The 19,577-nt window shown below is 57.4% G+C and carries 19 protein-coding genes; 9 read left to right on the top strand and 10 right to left on the bottom strand.

Going from position 1 to position 19,577, the window contains the following annotated elements:
* Window positions 1–37: 37 nt before the first annotated feature.
* The 6 genes from KHQ24_RS14665 to KHQ24_RS14640 form a co-directional block, all read right to left on the bottom strand.
* Window positions 38–493 (bottom strand): acyltransferase, encoded by a 456-nt coding sequence (locus tag KHQ24_RS14665; protein ID WP_032454553.1) that lies wholly within the window; start codon window positions 491–493, stop codon window positions 38–40.
* Between the two features lie 8 nt (window positions 494–501).
* A complete protein-coding gene (locus KHQ24_RS14660; protein ID WP_044525125.1) occupies window positions 502–1,011 on the bottom strand; it encodes a GNAT family N-acetyltransferase in 510 nt (169 codons plus the stop codon).
* Window positions 1,012–1,119: 108 nt separating this feature from the next.
* Window positions 1,120–1,500, bottom strand: a complete 381-nt coding sequence (locus KHQ24_RS14655) for a RidA family protein (RefSeq protein ID WP_043519204.1) — start codon at window positions 1,498–1,500, stop codon at window positions 1,120–1,122.
* Window positions 1,501–1,519: 19 nt separating this feature from the next.
* Entirely contained in the window at window positions 1,520–1,840 is a 321-nt protein-coding gene (locus KHQ24_RS14650; RefSeq protein ID WP_004206276.1) for an AzlD domain-containing protein, read from the bottom strand.
* Window positions 1,833–2,573 (bottom strand): AzlC family ABC transporter permease, encoded by a 741-nt coding sequence (locus KHQ24_RS14645; protein ID WP_004206277.1) that lies wholly within the window; start codon window positions 2,571–2,573, stop codon window positions 1,833–1,835. Before KHQ24_RS14645 ends, KHQ24_RS14650 begins: the two co-directional genes overlap by 8 nt.
* A gap of 62 nt (window positions 2,574–2,635) precedes the next feature.
* Window positions 2,636–3,913, bottom strand: coding sequence for a serine dehydratase subunit alpha family protein (locus KHQ24_RS14640; RefSeq protein WP_004206279.1), 1,278 nt, complete (start codon window positions 3,911–3,913; stop codon window positions 2,636–2,638).
* Between the two features lie 370 nt (window positions 3,914–4,283).
* On the opposite strand from KHQ24_RS14640, the gene psiE reads away from it, so the two are divergent.
* Window positions 4,284–4,694: a phosphate-starvation-inducible protein PsiE gene (gene psiE / locus KHQ24_RS14635; RefSeq protein WP_004206282.1), complete on the top strand. Its 411-nt coding sequence runs from the start codon at window positions 4,284–4,286 to the stop codon at window positions 4,692–4,694.
* A gap of 191 nt (window positions 4,695–4,885) precedes the next feature.
* Here psiE and malG read toward each other — a convergent pair whose 3' ends face one another.
* From malG to malE, 3 genes are all read right to left on the bottom strand, one after another.
* Window positions 4,886–5,776: a maltose ABC transporter permease MalG gene (gene malG / locus KHQ24_RS14630; RefSeq protein ID WP_002884725.1), complete on the bottom strand. Its 891-nt coding sequence runs from the start codon at window positions 5,774–5,776 to the stop codon at window positions 4,886–4,888.
* A gap of 156 nt (window positions 5,777–5,932) precedes the next feature.
* Window positions 5,933–7,477, bottom strand: coding sequence for a maltose ABC transporter permease MalF (gene malF / locus KHQ24_RS14625; protein ID WP_017900124.1), 1,545 nt, complete (start codon window positions 7,475–7,477; stop codon window positions 5,933–5,935).
* Window positions 7,478–7,594: 117 nt separating this feature from the next.
* Window positions 7,595–8,785 (bottom strand): maltose/maltodextrin ABC transporter substrate-binding protein MalE, encoded by a 1,191-nt coding sequence (gene malE / locus KHQ24_RS14620; RefSeq protein WP_085841368.1) that lies wholly within the window; start codon window positions 8,783–8,785, stop codon window positions 7,595–7,597.
* Window positions 8,786–9,155: 370 nt separating this feature from the next.
* Between malE and malK the strand changes: the two genes are divergently transcribed.
* The 5 genes from malK to ubiA all read left to right on the top strand — a co-directional run bounded on the left by malK (window position 9,156) and on the right by ubiA (window position 14,248).
* On the top strand, window positions 9,156–10,265 hold the full coding sequence (gene malK / locus KHQ24_RS14615; protein ID WP_002884743.1) for a maltose/maltodextrin ABC transporter ATP-binding protein MalK: 1,110 nt from the start codon (window positions 9,156–9,158) through the stop codon (window positions 10,263–10,265).
* Window positions 10,266–10,350: 85 nt separating this feature from the next.
* On the top strand, window positions 10,351–11,640 hold the full coding sequence (locus KHQ24_RS14610) for a maltoporin (RefSeq protein ID WP_002884747.1): 1,290 nt from the start codon (window positions 10,351–10,353) through the stop codon (window positions 11,638–11,640).
* Window positions 11,641–11,754: 114 nt separating this feature from the next.
* The gene (malM, locus tag KHQ24_RS14605) at window positions 11,755–12,684 is read left to right on the top strand and encodes a maltose operon protein MalM (protein ID WP_004206287.1); all 930 of its coding nucleotides are present in this window, start codon (window positions 11,755–11,757) and stop codon (window positions 12,682–12,684) included.
* Between the two features lie 187 nt (window positions 12,685–12,871).
* Window positions 12,872–13,369: a chorismate lyase gene (gene ubiC / locus KHQ24_RS14600; protein WP_017900123.1), complete on the top strand. Its 498-nt coding sequence runs from the start codon at window positions 12,872–12,874 to the stop codon at window positions 13,367–13,369.
* Window positions 13,370–13,381: 12 nt separating this feature from the next.
* A complete protein-coding gene (gene ubiA / locus KHQ24_RS14595) occupies window positions 13,382–14,248 on the top strand; it encodes a 4-hydroxybenzoate octaprenyltransferase (protein WP_002884808.1) in 867 nt (288 codons plus the stop codon).
* Window positions 14,249–14,306: 58 nt separating this feature from the next.
* Here the strand turns inward: ubiA and plsB are convergent, their stop codons facing one another.
* Window positions 14,307–16,730 carry a glycerol-3-phosphate 1-O-acyltransferase PlsB gene (plsB, locus tag KHQ24_RS14590; RefSeq protein WP_004206289.1) on the bottom strand — a complete coding sequence of 808 codons (2,424 nt, stop codon included), beginning with the start codon at window positions 16,728–16,730 and terminating at the stop codon, window positions 14,307–14,309.
* Between the two features lie 129 nt (window positions 16,731–16,859).
* On the opposite strand from plsB, the gene KHQ24_RS14585 reads away from it, so the two are divergent.
* The 3 genes from KHQ24_RS14585 (at window position 16,860) to dinF (ending at window position 19,345) form a co-directional block, all read left to right on the top strand.
* Window positions 16,860–17,228 carry a diacylglycerol kinase gene (locus KHQ24_RS14585; protein ID WP_004206290.1) on the top strand — a complete coding sequence of 123 codons (369 nt, stop codon included), beginning with the start codon at window positions 16,860–16,862 and terminating at the stop codon, window positions 17,226–17,228.
* Window positions 17,229–17,350: 122 nt separating this feature from the next.
* Complete coding sequence (lexA, locus tag KHQ24_RS14580) at window positions 17,351–17,959, top strand: transcriptional repressor LexA (protein WP_004206291.1); 609 nt, start codon at window positions 17,351–17,353, stop codon at window positions 17,957–17,959.
* A 69-nt stretch (window positions 17,960–18,028) separates the two neighbouring features.
* Complete coding sequence (gene dinF / locus KHQ24_RS14575) at window positions 18,029–19,345, top strand: MATE family efflux transporter DinF (protein ID WP_004206292.1); 1,317 nt, start codon at window positions 18,029–18,031, stop codon at window positions 19,343–19,345.
* Window positions 19,346–19,577: the final 232 nt, after the last annotated feature.

Below are 19,577 nucleotides of genomic sequence, written 5' to 3'. Positions count from 1 at the left end.
GTTAAGACGAAATGCCGACCTTATGGTCGGCATTTTTTTACAGCCTCCGCAGCAGGCGGGCTGGGTTTCCCGCCCACACGCCTTTCTCGGTGATGGACTTCGTCACCACGCTGCCCGCGCCAATCACCACGCCGTCGCAGATGCTGACGGCCAGAATCGTGGCGCCGCTACCGATCGACACGTCATCGCCAATCTCAATCCGCCCCCAGCTGGCGCGGTCGGCGTTTGGTTTGCCGTCGCGAAACAGGTCGTTGGCGAACATCACCCCGTGACCGATAAAACAGCGCCGGCCAATGGTGACGTACTCGCAGATAAAGGTATGCGACTGGATTTTACTCTCCGCGCCGATGCGGGTATTCCCCTGGATCTCAACGAACGGTCCAACGAAGACGTTATCACCCAGCGTGCAGTCGTACAGGTTGGCGGGCTGGTAAATAACGACATTTTTCCCACAGACGACGTTACGTACGCCGGTATCACGAAGCTCAGGCATAGTTCCTCTCATAGCGGTTTGGCCAGAATATGCAAGGTGCTTTGCTGGCTGGCGGAATGGAAAGTCGTGTCTCTGATGTGCTGCATCCCCTGGCGTTCGTAAAAACGGCGCGCGGCGGGATTCGCGGCGAGTACTTCCAGCCACAGCCAGCGTTCGCCGGCCGTTTTTGCTCGCGTCTCGATGGCGTGAAAAATCTGCTCGCCGTAGCGGTGGCCAGTCTCCCCCGGCATCAGGTAGAGCTTATGCAGCAGCGTACCCATCGTGCCATCTTCAGCCATTCGCTGCTGATAGCTATATTTAGCGAAACCAACGGGGGAAGCGGCTTCGGCGATGAGCCAATGATGGTTGGCATCGGTCAGACTCCGACGTAGCGCATCTTCGGCATATTCTTGCTTAAGAAATAACGCCAGTTCATCGGCATTGCGCCAGAGATGGGCGAAGTGGTGCTGGTAACTGGCATAACCCATCGCGCTCAGTTGTGGCGCGTCCTCGGGCAATGCCTTTCGGATAGTCAACATGCTGCGTTCCTCGGGTCGTTCAGTGGCTATAGTGCCTGTAATATGAACAACGTGGAACGACAAAAATCGGTGGGGAAGGGGCTGGAGGTTCTTCCTCCAGCCGGGGGGTTAACGGGCGAAAGCGATCGCTTCGATTTCGACGCCAGCGTCTTTCGGTAACCTGGCCACTTCCACGCAGGAGCGCGCCGGAAAGGCCGCCTGATGTTCGGTAAAGAAGGCCTCGTAGGCGGCATTGATGGCGGCAAAATCCGCCAGGTCTTTCACAAACACCGTGGTTTTGACGATCTGACCAACGCTGAGGCCGGCGGCTTCGACGATGGCTTTCACGTTCTCCAGCGACTGGCGCGCCTGTTCGGCAATGTCGTCGGGCATGGTGCCGTCCTGCGGATTAATGGGCAGCTGGCCGGAGGTGATGGTCATCGCGCCGAGATTGACGCCCTGAACGTACGGACCAATCGCGGCGGGCGCGTCAGCGGTAGTAATAATCATGGGGTTACCCTTCAAACAGTTACAGAAAATAATTCAACAGCACCAGTGAGCCGACGCCGCTGACCACCACCCACACCAGACCCAAACGGAAGCTGGCGAGCGTACAGATAATAGCGGCGATCACCTTCGGGTTTTTTAAGTCGAACTCCATGCTGGAATTCACGCTCAGGATCTGAATGGTGATGATGGCCGGCAGGACGGTGACCGGCACGAAGCGCAATGTTTTGGTCACCCGCTCAGACATCTGGATCTTGCCGGCCAGGCCGATAAACGAGAAACGAATAAGAAAAGTGACCGCGGCCATGCCCAGCGTCAGGGCGATAAAGTAGCTATTACTCATTTTCCAGCGCCTCCACTAACGGCATATCGGATTCGGTTGTTGCCCTCTGCTTGCGCTCTTCCGCCAGGTCGACGCACAGGCCGGCGAGGACGCCGAGCACGGAGGCGACGACGATACCCAGCGAGTAGGGCAGGACCACTAACAGCACGCCGGAAACGGCGGCCACTACCGCGGCGACGGTGCAGGCCTGGCTTTTAATTTGCGGCACCACGATGGCGATAAAGGCGGCGACCATGGCGAAATCGAGACCGTATTTTTCAATGTGGGGAAACGAGGCGCCGACCAGCGCGCCAAGAAAATCGGCCAGCACCCAAATCGCCCAGAAGGTGATCATCGCCGAGCCATAAAACAGATATTTTTCCTTTTTATTTCCTTCCATCTCTTTAACGGTGGTGGCATACACCTCGTCGGTGAGCGCATAGGACATAAAGCATTTTTTAAAGAATGAGGCTTCGCGCACGGTACCGGAAATAGAGGCGCTATACAGCACGTGGCGAAGATTAATAATTAATGTGGTGAAAATAATCACGCCGAGCGTGGCGCCGGTTTTTAACATATTCAGTGCCAGCATCTGCGCCGAGCCGGCAATCACAATCGCCGACCACGCGGTACTTTGCCAGACGCTCATTCCGGCGCTGACGCTTAACGCGCCAACAATGAACGAGAAAGGAAAGTCCCCGATGCACAGGGGCATAATGGCGCTGGCGCCGCGTAATATGACTTTTTTATTCATCGTAAAATACCTGTTGGTGCAGGCAATAAATCATTATTGCGTAGGGTACAAAAGGGCTGGTCTTATTTGCTGACCATAATGCGAATGATCTCTTTATCAGTTTGCGCCATAGGCTTAATCACGAGGCGGCACAGGTTATTAATCGACTGTTCGACGTCGGCGCAGACAATGCCGTCGTTGGCGCTGGCGCAGCGGTTTTGCATCGCCATCAATACAGATTTAAAGGCGCTGGAGACCACCGAGGACACCTTCATCGCGCAGCTGTTGGAGGCGCCATCACAAATCATGCCGGTAACATCGCTAATCATATTGATGATGGCGGTGTTGATGGTTTCGATATTGCGGGTAAACAGCCATGCCATACCGGCGGCGGCGCCCATGGCGGCGGTGGAGGCCGCGCACAGTGCGGACAGGCGGGTATAGCGCGAATGGATGGAAATGGCCGTCAGATGCGAGAGCGCCAGCGCGCGAGCGAGCGTCTCTTCATCGGCATTCAGATGCTCGGCGACGGTTACCACCGGCATGGTCGCCGCGATCCCCTGGTTGCCAGAGCCGAAGTTCGACATAGCCACCACCGGGGCGCCGCCCATACGCGCATCGGAAGCCGCGACGGTGTTGATAATGACCTCACTCATTAAGTCATTGCTTAACAAACCATTTTTAACGGCTTCAGAGAATGTTCCGTTAATATTCAACCCATACTTTTTCGATTTTCCTTCTGCAGCCAGTGCGCTATTGAGGCGGGCGGCTTCCAGAATAAACGTAATATTCTCAACCGGGGTGGAGATAATAAAGTCATACGCTTCCTGGAGAGAGAAAGTTGGCAGTTCGGCCTGTGCTGTGGCGCTATTTTCCCCGGCGTGTAATGGCTGCTGTTCGCCATTAATATATAACTCGACCACATTGGTATGCGTGCCTTTTACCACGACGCGACAGGTCTGGTCACCGGCGCTGAGGGTGAGATCGAGATGAATAAAGTCAGGCGTGTCCTGGACGTCAATATTAACGTGGCCGGCGTCCACCAGCGCTTGTGCCTGTTCCACATGCTGTGAAGTAATGCCTGCCAGGGTCTGTAATCCCTTATCGGCATCGCCGCCAAAGGCGCCGATGGCGGCGGCCAGCGCGACGCCATTCACTGTCGTGCCGGGAATCGTGACGCCCGTGGCGTTTTTATACAGGTTGGCAGAAATAAAACCGCTAATTTTTTCGCAGGGTATCGCTAAATGTTTCGCGGCGTAAGCGGTGGTAAATGAAATAGCAACGGGTTCAGTGCAACCTAATGCTGGTGCGACTTCTCGCTGTAGCCAGCGAATAAAAAGAGAGGATGTTTGGTCAGACATTATTATGATTCCTGGACGTAAGATGATGAGGAAATATGCTAAGGGAATCGGCAGAAAAAAACTTTCTCAAATAACCCTTTATTTATTAAGGTCTGGAGAAAAGTTTTATTTTTAGCTATATCTAAACATGCAGTCTTGTATGTAAATTAAGCTATTGATTAACAATGGTTGTATAAGCAAATTTTTATGCAAATCATGGGAATCAGTTATGTCGATCACACGCCGTTAAGGAGAGCATTTTTCTCTTTTGCCGAAATCCTGCCCTGAGGGCGCAAAAATTTAAAGCCCACGCTGTGAGGGGTAACTGTAGATCTGGATCACACTTTTGCGCTATACCGGACGCAGCAAGGACTGATTATGAGGTGTGAATATGTCGTCGGTTTATCGCCCACTGGTGAATTTTATCGCCACTGCGATGCAAACGGTTTTGAATCTTGGGCTGCTGTGCCTGGGGATTATCCTGATCGTCTTCCTCGGTAAAGAGACGCTGCATCTGGCCGATGTCCTCTTTACCCCGGAGCCGACCAGTAAGTACCGGCTGGTGGAAGGTTTGGTGGTCTACTTTCTCTACTTCGAGTTTATCGCGCTGATCGTCAAGTATTTTCAGTCGGGGTTCCATTTCCCGCTGCGCTATTTTGTCTATATCGGCATCACCGCGATTGTGCGTCTGATCATCATCGACCATGAGTCGCCGATGGCGGTACTTATTTATTCCGCCGCGATCCTGATCCTGGTGATTACGCTCTGGCTGTGTAACTCTAATCGCCTGAAACGCGAATAAAAAAAAGCGGCCTCCAGGGCCGCTGACCAACAGTCACAAATAGAATTTATGTAGGGTCCAGTTGAGGATAGCAGTGGCATTGGCCTTACTTTTTCAGCTGAGGGCGACGGCGACAATACCCGGTTGGGGTCGTGTATTGCGGCTAGACCGTCGGCCCTCCTCTGAAATTTGGGGCCGGTGTTACAAAAAACTTAACCTTTCACCCCGCCCGCCGTCAGGCCGTTCACCAGCCAGCGCTGCGCCAGCAGGAACACGACCGTAATCGGGATGGCGGAGAGTACCGCCGCGGCGGCAAAGTCGCCCCACAGATAGTTCTGCGGGTTGAGATACTGTTGCATACCTACCGCCAGGGTATAGCTGTTCACATCGCGCAGCAGCAGCGAGGCGACCGGCACTTCGGTGATAGCCGCGATGAACGACAGAATAAAGACCACCGCCAGAATCGGCACCGACAGCGGCAGCAGTACGAGGCGGAACGCCTGCCATGGGGTCGCGCCATCCAGCGCCGCCGCTTCTTCCAGCGAGCCATCGATGGTTTCGAAGTAGCCTTTGATGGTCCAGACGTGCAGGGCGATACCGCCCATGTAGGCAAAGATCACGCCGCCGTGGGTGTTGAGGCCGACGAACGGGATGTACTGGCCCAGGCGGTCAAACAACGCGTACAGCGCCACCAGCGACAGCACCGCCGGGAACATCTGGAAAATCAACATCCCTTTCAGCAGTGTCGCTTTCCCCGGGAAGCGCATACGGGCAAAAGCGTAGGCGCAGGTGGTGGAGAGGGCGACGATACCGATCGCGGTGATCCCGGCGACCTTAATCGAGTTCCACAGCCACAGAAGGACCGGGAACGGCGGCGGCGTGACGCGGCCATCCGCGTGTTCGACGCTGAAGCCTAACGCCAGACGCCAGTGCTCCCAGGAGATGGTATCCGGGATCAGGCTGCCGGTGGCGAAGTTACCCTCGCGCAGCGAGATGGCGATAACCATCAGCAGCGGAAACATAATCGCCGCGATAAAAATCAGTAGCAGGAGATGCGTGGTAAATAAACGTAGCTTCTGCGATTTGGGTTGGACCATAGCCATTGTAATTTTACTCCCCTTGACTTCGCACCAGGCTATTTTGCTTGCCATTTTGAACTCGGGCAGTGCTCAGAATCCTCACGTACTACGTGTACGCTCCGGTTCTTCCGCGCTGGCCGAGTCCAAACTGCCCGCGCCAATAACGCCTGGTTATTCCAATTAATCAAACTTCATGCGTGTGGCTTTCAGGTTCACAATCGCTAACGCGCCAACCAGCAGGAAGATAAGCGTTGCGATAGCCGCCGCCAGGCCGAAGTCCTGACCGCCGCCGCCTTCAAAGGCGATACGGTAGGTGTAGCTCACCAGCAGGTCGGTATAACCGGCCGGGGTGGTGGTGCCGAGACGGTCCGGACCGCCGTTGGTCAACAGTTGAATCAGGACGAAGTTGTTAAAGTTAAAGGCGAAGCTGGCGATCATCAGCGGCGTCAGCGGCTTAATCAGCAGCGGGAAGGTAATTTTAAAGAAGTTCTGGAACGGGCCGGCGCCATCCATTGCCGACGCTTCGTACAGATCGTCCGGAATCGCCTTCAGCAGCCCCATGCACAGGATCATCATGTACGGGTAGCCCAGCCAGGTGTTGACGATGATGATCATGGTGCGCGCGGTGGTCGGGTCGCTAAACCACGCCGGCTTAATGCCGAACAGCGTGCTGAGCATCATGTTGATTTCACCAAAGCTCTGGTTGAACAGACCTTTGAAAATCAGAATCGAAATAAATGACGGTACGGCATACGGCAGAATCAGCAGGACGCGGTAAATCGCTTTGCCTTTCAGTGCTTCCCACTGCACCAGGCAGGCAAGGATCATCCCCACCGCGACGGTCAGCACCACGGTCAGCACCGAGAACACCACCGTCCAGACGAAGATCGCGAAGAACGGTTTCTGGATGCCTTCATCGTGGAAGACGCGGGTAAAGTTGTCCCAGCCGATAGTCACGGTGTAGCCCGGGCTCAGCTTTTCTGTGCCCCAGCTACCGTCGGCGTTGATGGCCTGGTAGAAACCAACGTCGTTGTTCGGGCGGTATTTGACGTGGGTTTGATTGTTGGTCAGCACGCCGTTTTCGCCAAGCGTATACAGCGGTTGGGTGCCGGAGAACTGGCGCAGCGAGCTCATGATCACTTTGCTGTCGTCAGGCAGCACGGCGGTCAGCTGGTTCAGCGCGGTGCGGTTCTGGGTAATGACGCGCAGGTTGGCGCGCTCGCCTTCCGGCAGGGCGTCGGTTTCTTTTAACGCCAGCTTCTGCTCGCCGCCGAATTTAAAGGCGTCGGAAAGGTAGTTTTTACCGCTCTCACCGTCGGTCAGGGCCAGCTTCCACTCGTCGCCTGCCGGGATCAGCGTGAAGTTATAGGCTTTGCCGGCCTGGAAGGAGCGATCCATCAGCACCTGCTGCGCGCGCTCAAAGGTCAGCTGGTTGGTGCTGCTGTAGTTGGTGAACGCGATAGCGATAGTACAGATCAGCGGAAACAGGACAAACAGGCCCATGCCGGCGAGGCCGGGATAGACATAGCGCCAGGCATAAGCCTTGCGGTTAGCGAAAATATACAGGCCAACTGAGCTTAAAATCAGCGTCATGATGGCGAACAGGTACTCCCCCTGGGCGTACATCAAAACAACAAGGTAACCCACCAGCAGGCACAGTAAGCCAATCACAGACCATGTGAGTTGCGGACTTTGCCACCAGTGTTTCTTTTTAACGGCATCCATGGGGATCATCCTCTACAGCGGTGAAAGCTTATTTGTCAGGTGGCGCTTCGCTTACCTGACCTACGGTCCGAGCCGTAGTGGTAGGGCGGGTAAGCGCAAGCGCCACCCGCCGTTTTCTTACTTGGTGATACGGCTCTGGGCATCCTTCAGCGCAGCATCGACAGTCTGACGACCGCTGGCGGCGTTGATAACCGCGGTACGAACGGCATACCAGAAGGCAGACATCTGTGGGATGTTAGGCATGATTTCGCCTTTCTGGGCGTTCGCCATGGTGGCGGCGATGCGCGGATCTTTTTCCAGTTTTTCCTGGAAGGATTTCAGCGCCACGGCACCCAGCGGTTTGTCGTTGTTAACCGATTCCAGACCCTGATCGGTCATCAGGTAGTTTTCGAGGAACTCTTTCGCCAGCTCTTTATTCGGGCTGGCGGCGTTGATCCCCGCGCTCAGCACGCCAACGAACGGTTTCGATGGTTTGCCTTTAAAGGTCGGCAGCAGGGTCACGCCGTAGTTAACCTTGCTCTTATCGATGTTAGACCACGCCCACGGACCGTTGATGGTCATCGCGGTTTCACCTTTGTTGAAGGCCGCTTCCGCGATGGAGTAATCGGTATCGGCATTCATGTGCTTGTTCTTGATCAGGTCAACCAGGAAGGTCAGGCCCGCTTTCGCGCCTGCGCTGTCCACGCCGACGTCTTTCACATCGTACTTGCCGTTTTCAAACTTGAACGCGTATCCGCCGTCGGCAGCGATCAGCGGCCAGGTGAAGTACGGTTCCTGCAGGTTGAACATCAGCGCGCTCTTACCTTTCGCTTTCAGTTCTTTATCCAGCGCCGGGATCTCTTCCCAGGTCTTCGGCGGGTTCGGCACCAGGTCTTTGTTGTAAATCAGGGACAGCGCTTCCACCGCGATCGGGTAGGCGATCAGTTTGCCGTTATAGCGAACGGCATCCCAGGTGAACGGATAGAGTTTGTCCTGGAACGCTTTGTCCGGGGCGATTTCCGCCAGCAGGCCGGACTGCGCGTAGCCGCCGAAACGGTCATGCGCCCAGAAGATGATGTCCGGGCCGTCGCCGGTCGCCGCAACCTGCGGGAATTTCTCTTCCAGCTTATCCGGGTGTTCTACGGAAACTTTAATGCCGGTGTCTTTTTCAAACTTTTTACCCACTTCAGCGAGGCCGTTGTAGCCTTTGTCGCCGTTAATCCAGATAACCAGCTTACCTTCTTCAATTTTCGCGAGGGCAGAGGCGGAAAACATCATCGTGGTCAGTGCCGACAGCGCGAGGATGCGAGCGCCAGTTTTGATTTTCATATACCCGTCCTTTTTGGTGTTGTACTCGTGGATACACTTCGGTGGCTTAACGATGATGAGTTTCCTTTTTTAACAACCCCTTTCCATCCTCCCCAGGTCTACGCCCCACCCGCTGGTTGTGTGATCTCCATTGCAAAAACGGCCGTATTGCGTCCTGGAGCACAGAAAAAAGCGCCCAATTTTGTCGCCTCCATCACGAAATCACGCGCCGCCCGCCATCCCCCGCGGCGAGAGCCAATCTCTCATCCTCCCATCTCCTCCCCCATAAAAAAGCCGGGGGGTGGAGGATTTGCCCGGCTAATGAATGCCGCATAGTCGACCCATCTTGAATGTGACTGTTAGTGACAGGTTGTAACGAAGGGAGAAGGGCATGGCGAGCGTACAGCTGCGAAATGTAACGAAAGCCTGGGGTGACGTGGTGGTATCGAAAGATATCAATCTCGATATCCACGAAGGGGAATTCGTCGTGTTTGTCGGGCCATCGGGCTGCGGCAAATCTACCCTGCTGCGTATGATTGCCGGGTTAGAAACTATTACCAGCGGGGACCTGTTTATCGGGGACACCCGCATGAACGAGATCCCACCGGCAGAACGCGGCGTTGGGATGGTATTCCAGTCTTATGCGCTCTATCCCCACCTTTCCGTTGCGGAAAATATGTCGTTTGGCCTGAAGCTGGCCGGCGCGAAAAAAGATCTGATTAACCAGCGGGTGACCCAGGTTGCGGAAGTGCTGCAGCTGGCCCATCTGCTGGAGCGTAAACCGAAAGCCCTCTCCGGCGGTCAGCGCCAGCGCGTGGCGATTGGTCGTACCCTGGTGGCTGAGCCGAGCGTCTTCCTGCTGGATGAGCCGCTTTCCAACCTCGATGCCGCCCTGCGCGTCCAGATGCGTATTGAAATCTCCCGTCTGCATAAGCGACTGGGCCGCACCATGATCTATGTCACCCACGATCAGGTGGAAGCGATGACCCTCGCGGACAAGATCGTGGTCCTCGACGCTGGCCGGGTGGCGCAGGTCGGGAAACCGCTGGAACTCTATCACTATCCGGCTGACCGCTTCGTCGCCGGCTTTATCGGTTCACCGAAGATGAACTTCCTGCCGGTTAAAGTCACCGCGACGGCTATCGATCAGGTGCAGGTTGAACTGCCGAACCGTCAGCAAATCTGGCTGCCGGTGGACAGCGCCAACGTTCAGGCGGGCGCCAACATGTCCTTAGGTATCCGCCCGGAGCATTTACTGCCCAGCGATATCGCCGATGTGACCCTCGAAGGCGAGGTTCAGGTCGTCGAGCAGTTAGGTCACGAAACGCAAATTCATATCCAGATCCCCGCCATCCGTCAGAACCTGGTTTACCGCCAGAACGACGTGGTGTTGGTAGAAGAGGGAGCCACATTCGCCATCGGTTTGCCGCCAGAACGTTGCCATTTATTCCGTGAGGATGGCACCGCTTGTCGTCGGCTGCATAAAGAGCCGGGCGTGTAAGGCTTCCCATTAAAAAAAGGCGCGAACCCGGCTGGCGGTACACCGGCGAAGCGTGCAAAGAAAAGCAATGATCTCAGGAGATAGAATGATGATTACTCTGCGCAAACTTCCACTGGCGGTCGCCGTCGCGGCAGGCGTTATGTCTGCTCAGGCGCTGGCTGTCGATTTCCATGGCTACGCGCGTTCCGGCATTGGCTGGACCGGCAGCGGCGGCGAGCAACAGTGCTTCAAAGCGACCGGCGCTCAAAGTAAATACCGTCTTGGTAACGAATGTGAAACCTATGCGGAACTGAAGCTGGGCCAGGAGCTGTGGAAGGAAGGGGATAAGAGTTTTTATTTCGATACTAACGTTGCCTATTCCGTGAATCAGGAAGATGACTGGGAAAGCACCTCTCCGGCGTTCCGTGAAGCCAACATCCAGGGTAAAAACCTGATCGACTGGCTGCCGGGCTCCACGCTGTGGGCGGGTAAACGCTTCTATCAGCGTCATGACGTTCACATGATCGACTTCTACTACTGGGATATCTCCGGCCCGGGTGCAGGTCTGGAAAACGTTGACCTTGGCTTCGGTAAGCTCTCTCTGGCCGCTACTCGTAACTCAGAAAGCGGCGGCTCTTATACTTTCTCCAGCGATGACACCAAAAAATATGCTGCGAAAACTGCCAACGACGTCTTTGACATCCGTCTGGCGGGCCTGGAAACCAACCCAGGCGGCGTGCTGGAGTTAGGCGTCGATTACGGCCGTGCTAACCCGCAGGATGACTACCGTCTGGAAGACGGCGCGTCGAAAGACGGCTGGATGTGGACCGGTGAACATACTCAGTCCATCTGGGGCGGCTTCAACAAGTTTGTCGTTCAGTACGCCACTGACGCAATGACCTCCTGGAACAGCGGCCACTCTCAAGGGACCAGCATCGATAACAACGGCAGCATGATCCGCGTTCTGGATCACGGCGCGATGGACTTCAACGATGACTGGGGCCTGATGTACGTTGCGATGTACCAGGACGTGGATCTGGACAGCAAAAACGGCTCCACCTGGTACACCGTGGGTGTTCGTCCGATGTACAAATGGACGCCGATCATGAGCACCCAGCTGGAAATCGGTTACGACAACGTGAAATCCCAGCGTACCAGCGAAAACAACAACCAGTACAAAATTACTCTGGCTCAGCAATGGCAGGCAGGGAACAGCGTCTGGTCTCGTCCGGCTATCCGTATCTTCGCAACCTACGCGAAGTGGGATGAAAACTGGGGCTACAGCAACACCTCCGGTCTGCAGACGAAAGACAGCAGCGGAAGCGGCGCTTTCACCTCCAGCCGCGGTGACGACAGCGAAGTTACCTTCGGTGCCCAGATGGAAGTGTGGTGGTAATACCGTCCGCAGGACGGGTGTAACCTGGGAGGGGCATCGGCCCCTCCTGACTATTCAGGGTTAGCGCGCTATTGCCTGGCTACCGCTAAACCGATGCTATCCAAGGTGAGAAGAATGAAAATGAAGAAAACTCTCGTCGCTCTGTGTTTATCCGCAGGGATGTTGGCATGCGTGCCGGGGATGAGCCTTGCCGATGTTAACTTTGTACCCCAGAACACCAGCGCCGCGCCGTCTATTCCAGCCAGTGCGCTGCAGCAGCTGATCTGGACGCCTGCCGATCAATCGAAGACGCAGAGCGTAGATTTAACCACCGGCGGTCAACGCCTGGATGTACCGGGGATCGTCGGACCGGTCGCCGCCTGGAGCGTGCCGGCCAATATCGGTGAGCTGACCCTGACCCTCGACAGCGAGCTGAACAAACATAAGCAGATTTTTGCGCCGAACGTGCTGATTCTCGACCAGAACATGACGCCAGCGGCGTTCTTCCCCAGCAACTACTTCACCTATCAGCAGCCGGGCGTGATGACTGCCGATCGCCTGGGCGGCGTGATGCGCCTGACCCCGGCGCTGGGCCAGCAGAAGCTCTATGTGCTGGTATTTACCACTGAAAAAGATCTCCAGCAGACCACCACCCTGCTGGATCCGGCGAAAGCCTATGCCAAAGGCGCAGGCAATGCGGCGCCGGACATTCCGGATCCCATTGCCAAACATACCACCGATGGCGTGCTGAAGCTGAAAGTGAAAACCAACAGCACCTCCAGCGTGCTGGTGGGGCCGCTGTTCGGCTCCTCCGGCCCGGGCCCGGTCACCGTCGGTAACACCGCGGCGCCGGTAGCCGCGCCAGCCGCCGCAGCCGCTACGGCGCCGGCCGCTAAAAGCGAACCGATGCTCAGCGATACCGAAACCTACTTCAATAACGGTATTAAGCAGGCGGTGAAACAAGGTGACATCGACAAAGCCCTGAAATTGATGAACGAAGCTGAGCGCCTCGGCTCGAAATCCGCTCGTTCCACCTTTATCAGCAGTGTAAAAGGCAAGGGGTAATCGTCTCCCCACAATGCTGATGTTTAGGCACAGCCTTTAGGTGCATCCTCCGGGATGCACCTTTTTTTGCACGCGCGGCGGTCTGTTGCATGGCTGTTGCGTGAATGATCGTATATTGACGTTTGCCCGCCACCAACCGCCTATTCTGCGATACAATGCTTGCACGTTATGTACCGGAGAATCAGGCATGTCCCATCCTGCGCTTACGCGACTGCGTGCGCTGCGCTATTTTGCCGTTATGCCGCCCCTGGCGCCGCCTCTGAGTGACTGGCTGCTGCTGGAGGACTCAATGACCCAGCGTTTTGAGCAACAAGGAAAGCAGGTCACCGTCACCCTGGTTAACGAAGGGTATATCGGGCGTGAGGCGCTGGCTGACGAAGCGGCGCTGTTGCCCGACGAGCCGCGCTACTGGCTGCGGGAGATTATACTCAATGCCGACGGTGAGCCCTGGCTGGCCGGGCGCACGGTGGTGCCGGAGTCGACGTTGTGTGGGCCGGAGCTGGCGCTACAGCAGCTCGGGCAGACCCCGCTGGGGCGATACCTGTTCACGTCGTCGACGTTAACCCGCGATTTTATTGAAATTGGTCGCGATGCAGCGCTGTGGGGGCGTCGTTCCCGCCTGCGGCTGAGCGGCAAACCCCTGCTGCTGACCGAGCTGTTTTTGCCTGCGTCGCCGTTGTACTAAGAGGAAGAAAAAATGGAGTGGAGTCTGTCGCAGAATAAGCTGTTGGCGTTTCATCGCCTGATGCGCACTGACAAACCGATCGGCGCCTTGCTGCTGCTGTGGCCGACGCTGTGGGCGCTATGGGTGGCCTCGCCGGGCGTCCCGCCGCTGTGGATCCTGGCGGTGTTTGTCGCCGGCGTCTGGCTGATGCGCGCCGCCGGCTGCGTGGTGAATGACTATGCCGATCGAAAATTTGATGGTCACGTAAAGCGTACCGCCCGCCGTCCGCTGCCGAGCGGCGACGTCACCGAGAAAGAGGCGCGAACGCTGTTTATCGTTCTGGTGCTGCTCTCCTTCCTGCTGGTGCTTACCCTCAACACCATGACGATTTTGCTGTCGGTGGCGGCGCTGGCGCTGGCGTGGGTCTATCCGTTTATGAAGCGCTACACCCATCTGCCGCAGGTGGTGCTGGGGGCGGCCTTTGGCTGGTCGATCCCGATGGCCTTCTCGGCCGTCAGTGAATCGCTGCCGCTGAGCTGCTGGCTGATGTTCCTCGCCAACATTCTGTGGGCGGTGGCCTACGATACCCAGTATGCGATGGTGGATCGCGATGACGACGTCAAGATCGGCATTAAATCGACGGCGATCCTGTTCGGCGAAAACGATCGTCTGATTATCGGTATCCTGCAGGTGGCCGTGCTGGCGCTGATGGGCGCGGTGGGCTGGCTGAATGGGCTGGGCTGGGAATACTACTGGTCGCTGTTCGTGGCGGCGGGTCTGTTTGGCTGGCAGCAGAAGCTTATCTTCAATCGCGACCGCGATAACTGCTTTAAAGCGTTTATGAACAACAACTACGTCGGGCTGGTGCTGTTCCTCGGCCTGGCGATGAGCTACCTGTAAAACCCCTGTCCCCATCCCCCCGGTTTACCGGGGGGCGGTGAGAACGGCAAACGCCGCGTTACGCGTCGTCCTGCGTGACGCTTTCGATCGTCAGACGTACATCCGACGTAATCAAATCCGCCAGCATCCGGTAGACCTTCAGGGTCTCTTCCGGCTCGGCATCGCCCGTATCGCTGATATAGCCTTCATCGCGCAGGGTCAACACCAGGGTACTGAACACTGCTTTGTCGAAGAACTCCGGCGCGTTGATGCCATGCAGCACCGACAGGCGCTGCGCCACGGTACGGCTCTCTTTCTCCAGCGAGCTGCGGTTGATCGACGGGTTAGCGCTCAGCAGCCAGAAGGTGATGGCGTAGCGCTGCAGCGTCTCGCGGGCGCCTGCGGCCAACAGCTGCAGGGAGCGAGAGTGCGACGGGTTAAGGCTCATCACATCGCCATCGATGACGATCAGCTCCTGACGCAGCATCTCGGCAATCAGCGCATCCATTACTCCGGCCAGCTCCGCTTTCTCCCAGCGCAGGAACAGCTCGGCTTTGAGGAACGGGTAGAGCGTTTCCACATGGCGCAGCACTTCGGCGCGGCTGAGATGACGATGCTGAGTCACCAGGGCGGCTAACAGCGACGGCATCACCAGCATATGGGCGATGTTGTTGCGATAGTAGGTCATCAGCACCGCCTGCTCGCGCGGCAGAATGATGATGTCGCCAATGGTGTCCTTTTCAACTTCGAACTTATTCATCTGCAGTGCATGATCGATGAGCTCGCTGGCCGAAGCGGACGGCGCGGTGGCATCCGGCGAATAGGGCACATTGCGCAGCAGCGCGAGGTAACACTCCAGCTGCTGGGTGAGCTGCTCACGGGTCAGCGAACGCTGGCGGGAGGCCAGCAGCGCCGTACAGCACAGGTTCATGGCGTTGGCCGCGCCGGCGTTGTTGATGCGTACCATCAGGTCAGCGGCGATGTTATTCACCGTCGGCGTCAGCCAGGAGGGGCGGACCGCTTCGATTGGGTCAATTGCTTCCCGCCACTCTGGCACATGGTGGTTCAGGTAGGTCATCAGCGGCAGCGGTTCGCCGAAGTTAACGTAGCCCTGGCCAAGGTTGCGCAGCTTGCTTAAGCCGCGCAGCATCTGCGGCAGACTCTCTTTCTCTTTGGTGGCGCCGCGCAGCTCTTTGGCATAGGTCCCCACCTCCATCACGTGCTCGTAGCCGATATAGATCGGCACCAGAGTGATCGGCCGGGTGCCGCCGCGCAGCATCGCCTGGATGGTCATCGACAGCGTACCGGTCTTCGGATCGAGCAGACGGCCGGTACGGGAGCGGCCGCCTTCGACGAAATACTCCACGGAATAGCCGCGGCTGAACAGTTCACCAAGGTACTCGCGGAACACCGTGGAGTAGAGCTTGTTGCCCTTAAAGGTGCGGCGAATAAAGAACGCGCCGAGGCGGCGGAAGATTGGCCCGGCCGGCCAGAAGTTAAGGTTGATACCCGCCGCGATGTGCGGTGGCACCAGCCCCTGGTGATACAGGACGTAAGAGAGCAGCAGATAGTCCATGTGGCTGCGGTGGCAGGGGACATAGACAATCTCATGGCCGTCGTGCGCCAGCTGGCGTACGCGCTCGGCGTTATGCACGTTGATGCCCTGATACAGGCGGTTCCAGGTGAAGCCGAGAATGCGGTCGGTCAGGCGGATCATCTCGTAAGAGAAGTTCGCGGCAATCTCTTCCATCAGTGCAATCGCGTTCTGCTGGGCCTTCTCGTGGGAAATTTTCTTGCTGCGCGCTTCGTCTTCCACCGCACGGGCAATGGCCTTCGACGCCAGCAGCTTGTTAAACAGATCCTGGCGGGCCGGCAGACGCGGGCCGACGGCGGCCAGGCGCTGGCGGGCAAAATGCATCCGCGCGACGCGAGCCAGTTTCTGGGCGATGATCTTATCAGTACCGTGCTCATCGGCCATGCGACGCAGCGATACGGAAGGCGAGAAGCGCACGAAGCTGTCGCGGCCGAGCCAGGAGACGGCGAAAAATTTCTGAATGCCGTTAAGCATCCGCAGCGGCGGATTGACTTCCCCTTTCTCACGACCCGGCGAGCGGCCGAACATCACCGACACCGGCACCATTTGCACATCGAGATCCGGATGGTTGCGGTGCAGATCGAGGTAGTCGTGGAACAGCTTGATGGACTCTTCTTTTGGCGTGTAATAGGTGAATACGCGCGGCCCGCCGTGGATGAATACGTAGCGCGGCAGCAGGGCGCCGTCGATTTCCAGCGGTTCTAGCGGGTCAGGTAAATCATGCGCCAGGCATTGGGCGCGCAGCGTCAGCAGGTCCGCCTTGGAGTTATAGGGCAGGACGTACATGACCGGACGCGAGGTATCGAGTCCTAATTCCTGAGCAGGCTCTGCCGGAATAGACTTGCTTTTTACCAGCACCCGTAATGGTAAATTCAGTAATTTATAGTAAATTCGTTGCCAGCCGGACATAAACGATGTGAAGCCTCTGGTTAATCATGCAAATGCGCGGCAAGAATAACAGAAAGCGGGCAAAATTTCCGTTACCGCGCGGCAAACGCGTACACTCATCGACGTCATTTACATAAAAAAGGTTTTGTGATGGCCAATAATACCACCGGGTTAACCCGAATCATTAAGGCGGCAGGTTACTCCTGGAAAGGATTTCGCGCGGCGTGGATCAACGAGGCCGCGTTTCGTCAGGAAGGCGTCGCCGCCATTGTGGCCGTCGCAATAGCCTGCTGGCTGGACGTCGACGCCATCACCCGCGTATTGCTGATTGGCTCGGTCCTGCTAGTGATGATAGTCGAAATTCTCAACAGCGCGATTGAGGCGGTCGTGGACCGTATTGGCTCGGATTATCATGAGCTTTCAGGGCGCGCCAAAGACATGGGGTCGGCGGCTGTCCTGCTGGCGATTATCATCGCGCTGATCACCTGGGGAACGCTGCTGTGGAGCCATTATCACTAACGTTCTTCGCTAACCCTCGCAAAATATAAACAATCTGCCGATTTTTGTGTGCCATGTGGTTCCAAAATCACCGTTAGCTGTATATACTCACAGCATAACTGTATATACACCCAGGGGGCGGAATGAAAGCGTTAACGACCAGGCAGCAAGAGGTGTTTGATCTCATTCGGGATCATATCAGCCAGACGGGCATGCCGCCGACGCGTGCGGAGATTGCTCAGCGCTTGGGGTTCCGTTCCCCAAACGCGGCGGAAGAACACCTGAAAGCGCTGGCGCGTAAAGGCGCAATCGAGATCGTCTCCGGCGCCTCGCGCGGTATCCGCCTGCTGACGGAAGAAGAGCACGGCCTGCCGCTGATCGGCCGCGTCGCCGCCGGTGAGCCGCTGCTGGCGCAGCAGCATATTGAAGGCCACTATCAGGTCGACCCGTCGATGTTCAAGCCCAACGCCGATTTTCTGCTGCGCGTCAGCGGGATGTCGATGAAAGACATCGGTATTCTGGATGGCGATCTGCTGGCGGTCCACAAAACCCAGGATGTGCGCAATGGCCAGGTGGTGGTAGCGCGCATTGACGATGAAGTGACGGTCAAGCGCCTGAAAAAGCAGGGCAACGTCGTCGAACTGCTGCCGGAAAACAGCGAGTTTACCCCTATCGTTGTCGATCTGCGTCAGCAGAGTTTTACCATTGAGGGTCTGGCCGTTGGCGTGATCCGTAATGGAGAATGGCTGTAACGCCTGCCCCTGCGCAGCGTCATCTGATGCATGGCGCTGCGACGTTTGTCCTCAATCAGGTCCCTGAACATGCTGCTCAACGCTGCCGATAAAGCGCTGTGGCGCCTTGCACTCCCCATGATTTTCTCCAATATCACCGTCCCGCTGCTGGGGCTGGTGGATACCGCAGTGATCGGCCACCTTGACAGCCCGGTATACCTCGGCGGCGTCGCGGTTGGAGCAACGGCCACCAGTTTCCTGTTTATGCTGCTGCTGTTTCTGCGCATGAGCACCACCGGGCTGACCGCTCAGGCCTGGGGGGCCAAAGATCCGCTGCGACTGGCGCGGGCGCTGGTGCAGCCGCTGGTCCTGGCGCTGGGCGCCGGGGTGGTGATTATCCTGTTTCGCCTGCCGCTGATTAACCTCGCCCTGCATATCGTCGGCGGCAGCGAGGCGGTTCTCGAGCAGGCGAGACGGTTTCTCGAAATCCGCTGGCTCAGCGCGCCCGCCTCGCTGGCCAACCTGGTGCTGCTCGGCTGGCTGCTGGGGGTCCAGTACGCCCGGGCGCCGGTGATTTTGCTGGTGGTCGGTAATCTGTTGAATATTGTGCTCGACCTGTGGCTGGTGATGGGCCTGCGGATGAACGTCCAGGGGGCGGCGCTGGCCACGGTCACCGCGGAGTACGCGACCCTGATTATCGGCCTGATGATGGCGAAGCGGGTGCTGACGCTGCGCGGCGTGTCGCTGGCGATGCTGAAAAACGCCTGGCGCGGAGACATGCGCCGTCTGCTGGCGTTGAATCGCGACATCATGCTGCGCTCCCTCCTGCTGCAGCTGTGCTTTGGCGCGCTGACCGTCTTCGGCGCCCGGCTGGGCAGCGATATCGTGGCGGTCAACGCCGTACTGATGACCATGCTGACTTTTACCGCCTACGCGCTGGATGGCTTTGCCTATGCCGTGGAGGCCCACTCCGGCCAGGCCTACGGCGCGCGCGACGGCAGCCAGCTGCTGGAGGTGTGGCGGGCGGCCTGCCGGCAGTCCGGTATGGTGGCGCTGGCGTTTGCCCTGGTTTACAGCCTGGCGGGGGGGCACATCATCGCGCTGTTAACCTCGCTGCCTTCCCTGCAGCAGCTGGCCGATCGCTATCTGATCTGGCAGACGATCCTGCCGGTGGTCGGGGTCTGGTGCTATCTGCTGGACGGCATGTTTATCGGCGCGACGCGCGGCGCGGAGATGCGGAACAGCATGGCGGTCGCCGCGGCCGGCTTCGCCGTGACGCTGCTTACGGTCCCGGTGCTCGGCAATCACGGCCTGTGGCTGGCGCTGGCCGTGTTTCTCGCCCTGCGCGGCCTGTCGCTGGCGCTGATCTGGCGCCGCCACTGGCGACGCGGCACCTGGTTTAGCTAGTTATTGCCGTTCATAACGGCTATCCATGAATTCCCGCGGTTGCGCGCCGCTTACCGGGGCAACTCAGTAGCCCGGCTCAGCGTAGCGCAAGCCGGGGAAATCTCCTCAGCCTTATCCATCGGTATGGTGGTTAAAAATTCCGAATAACGAATCGGCGCCAGCATTCTCATCTATAGTTAATACCATGTCCGGCACAAAACGGGCTGTAAACCCACCGAATGATGAGGACGTT

The organism is Klebsiella sp. 54, from assembly GCF_018223875.1.
Taxonomy (GTDB): Bacteria; Pseudomonadota; Gammaproteobacteria; order Enterobacterales; family Enterobacteriaceae; genus Klebsiella; species Klebsiella quasipneumoniae.
Note: the sequence above shows the minus strand (reverse complement) of the source record. Positions and strands in the feature narration are given on the sequence as shown.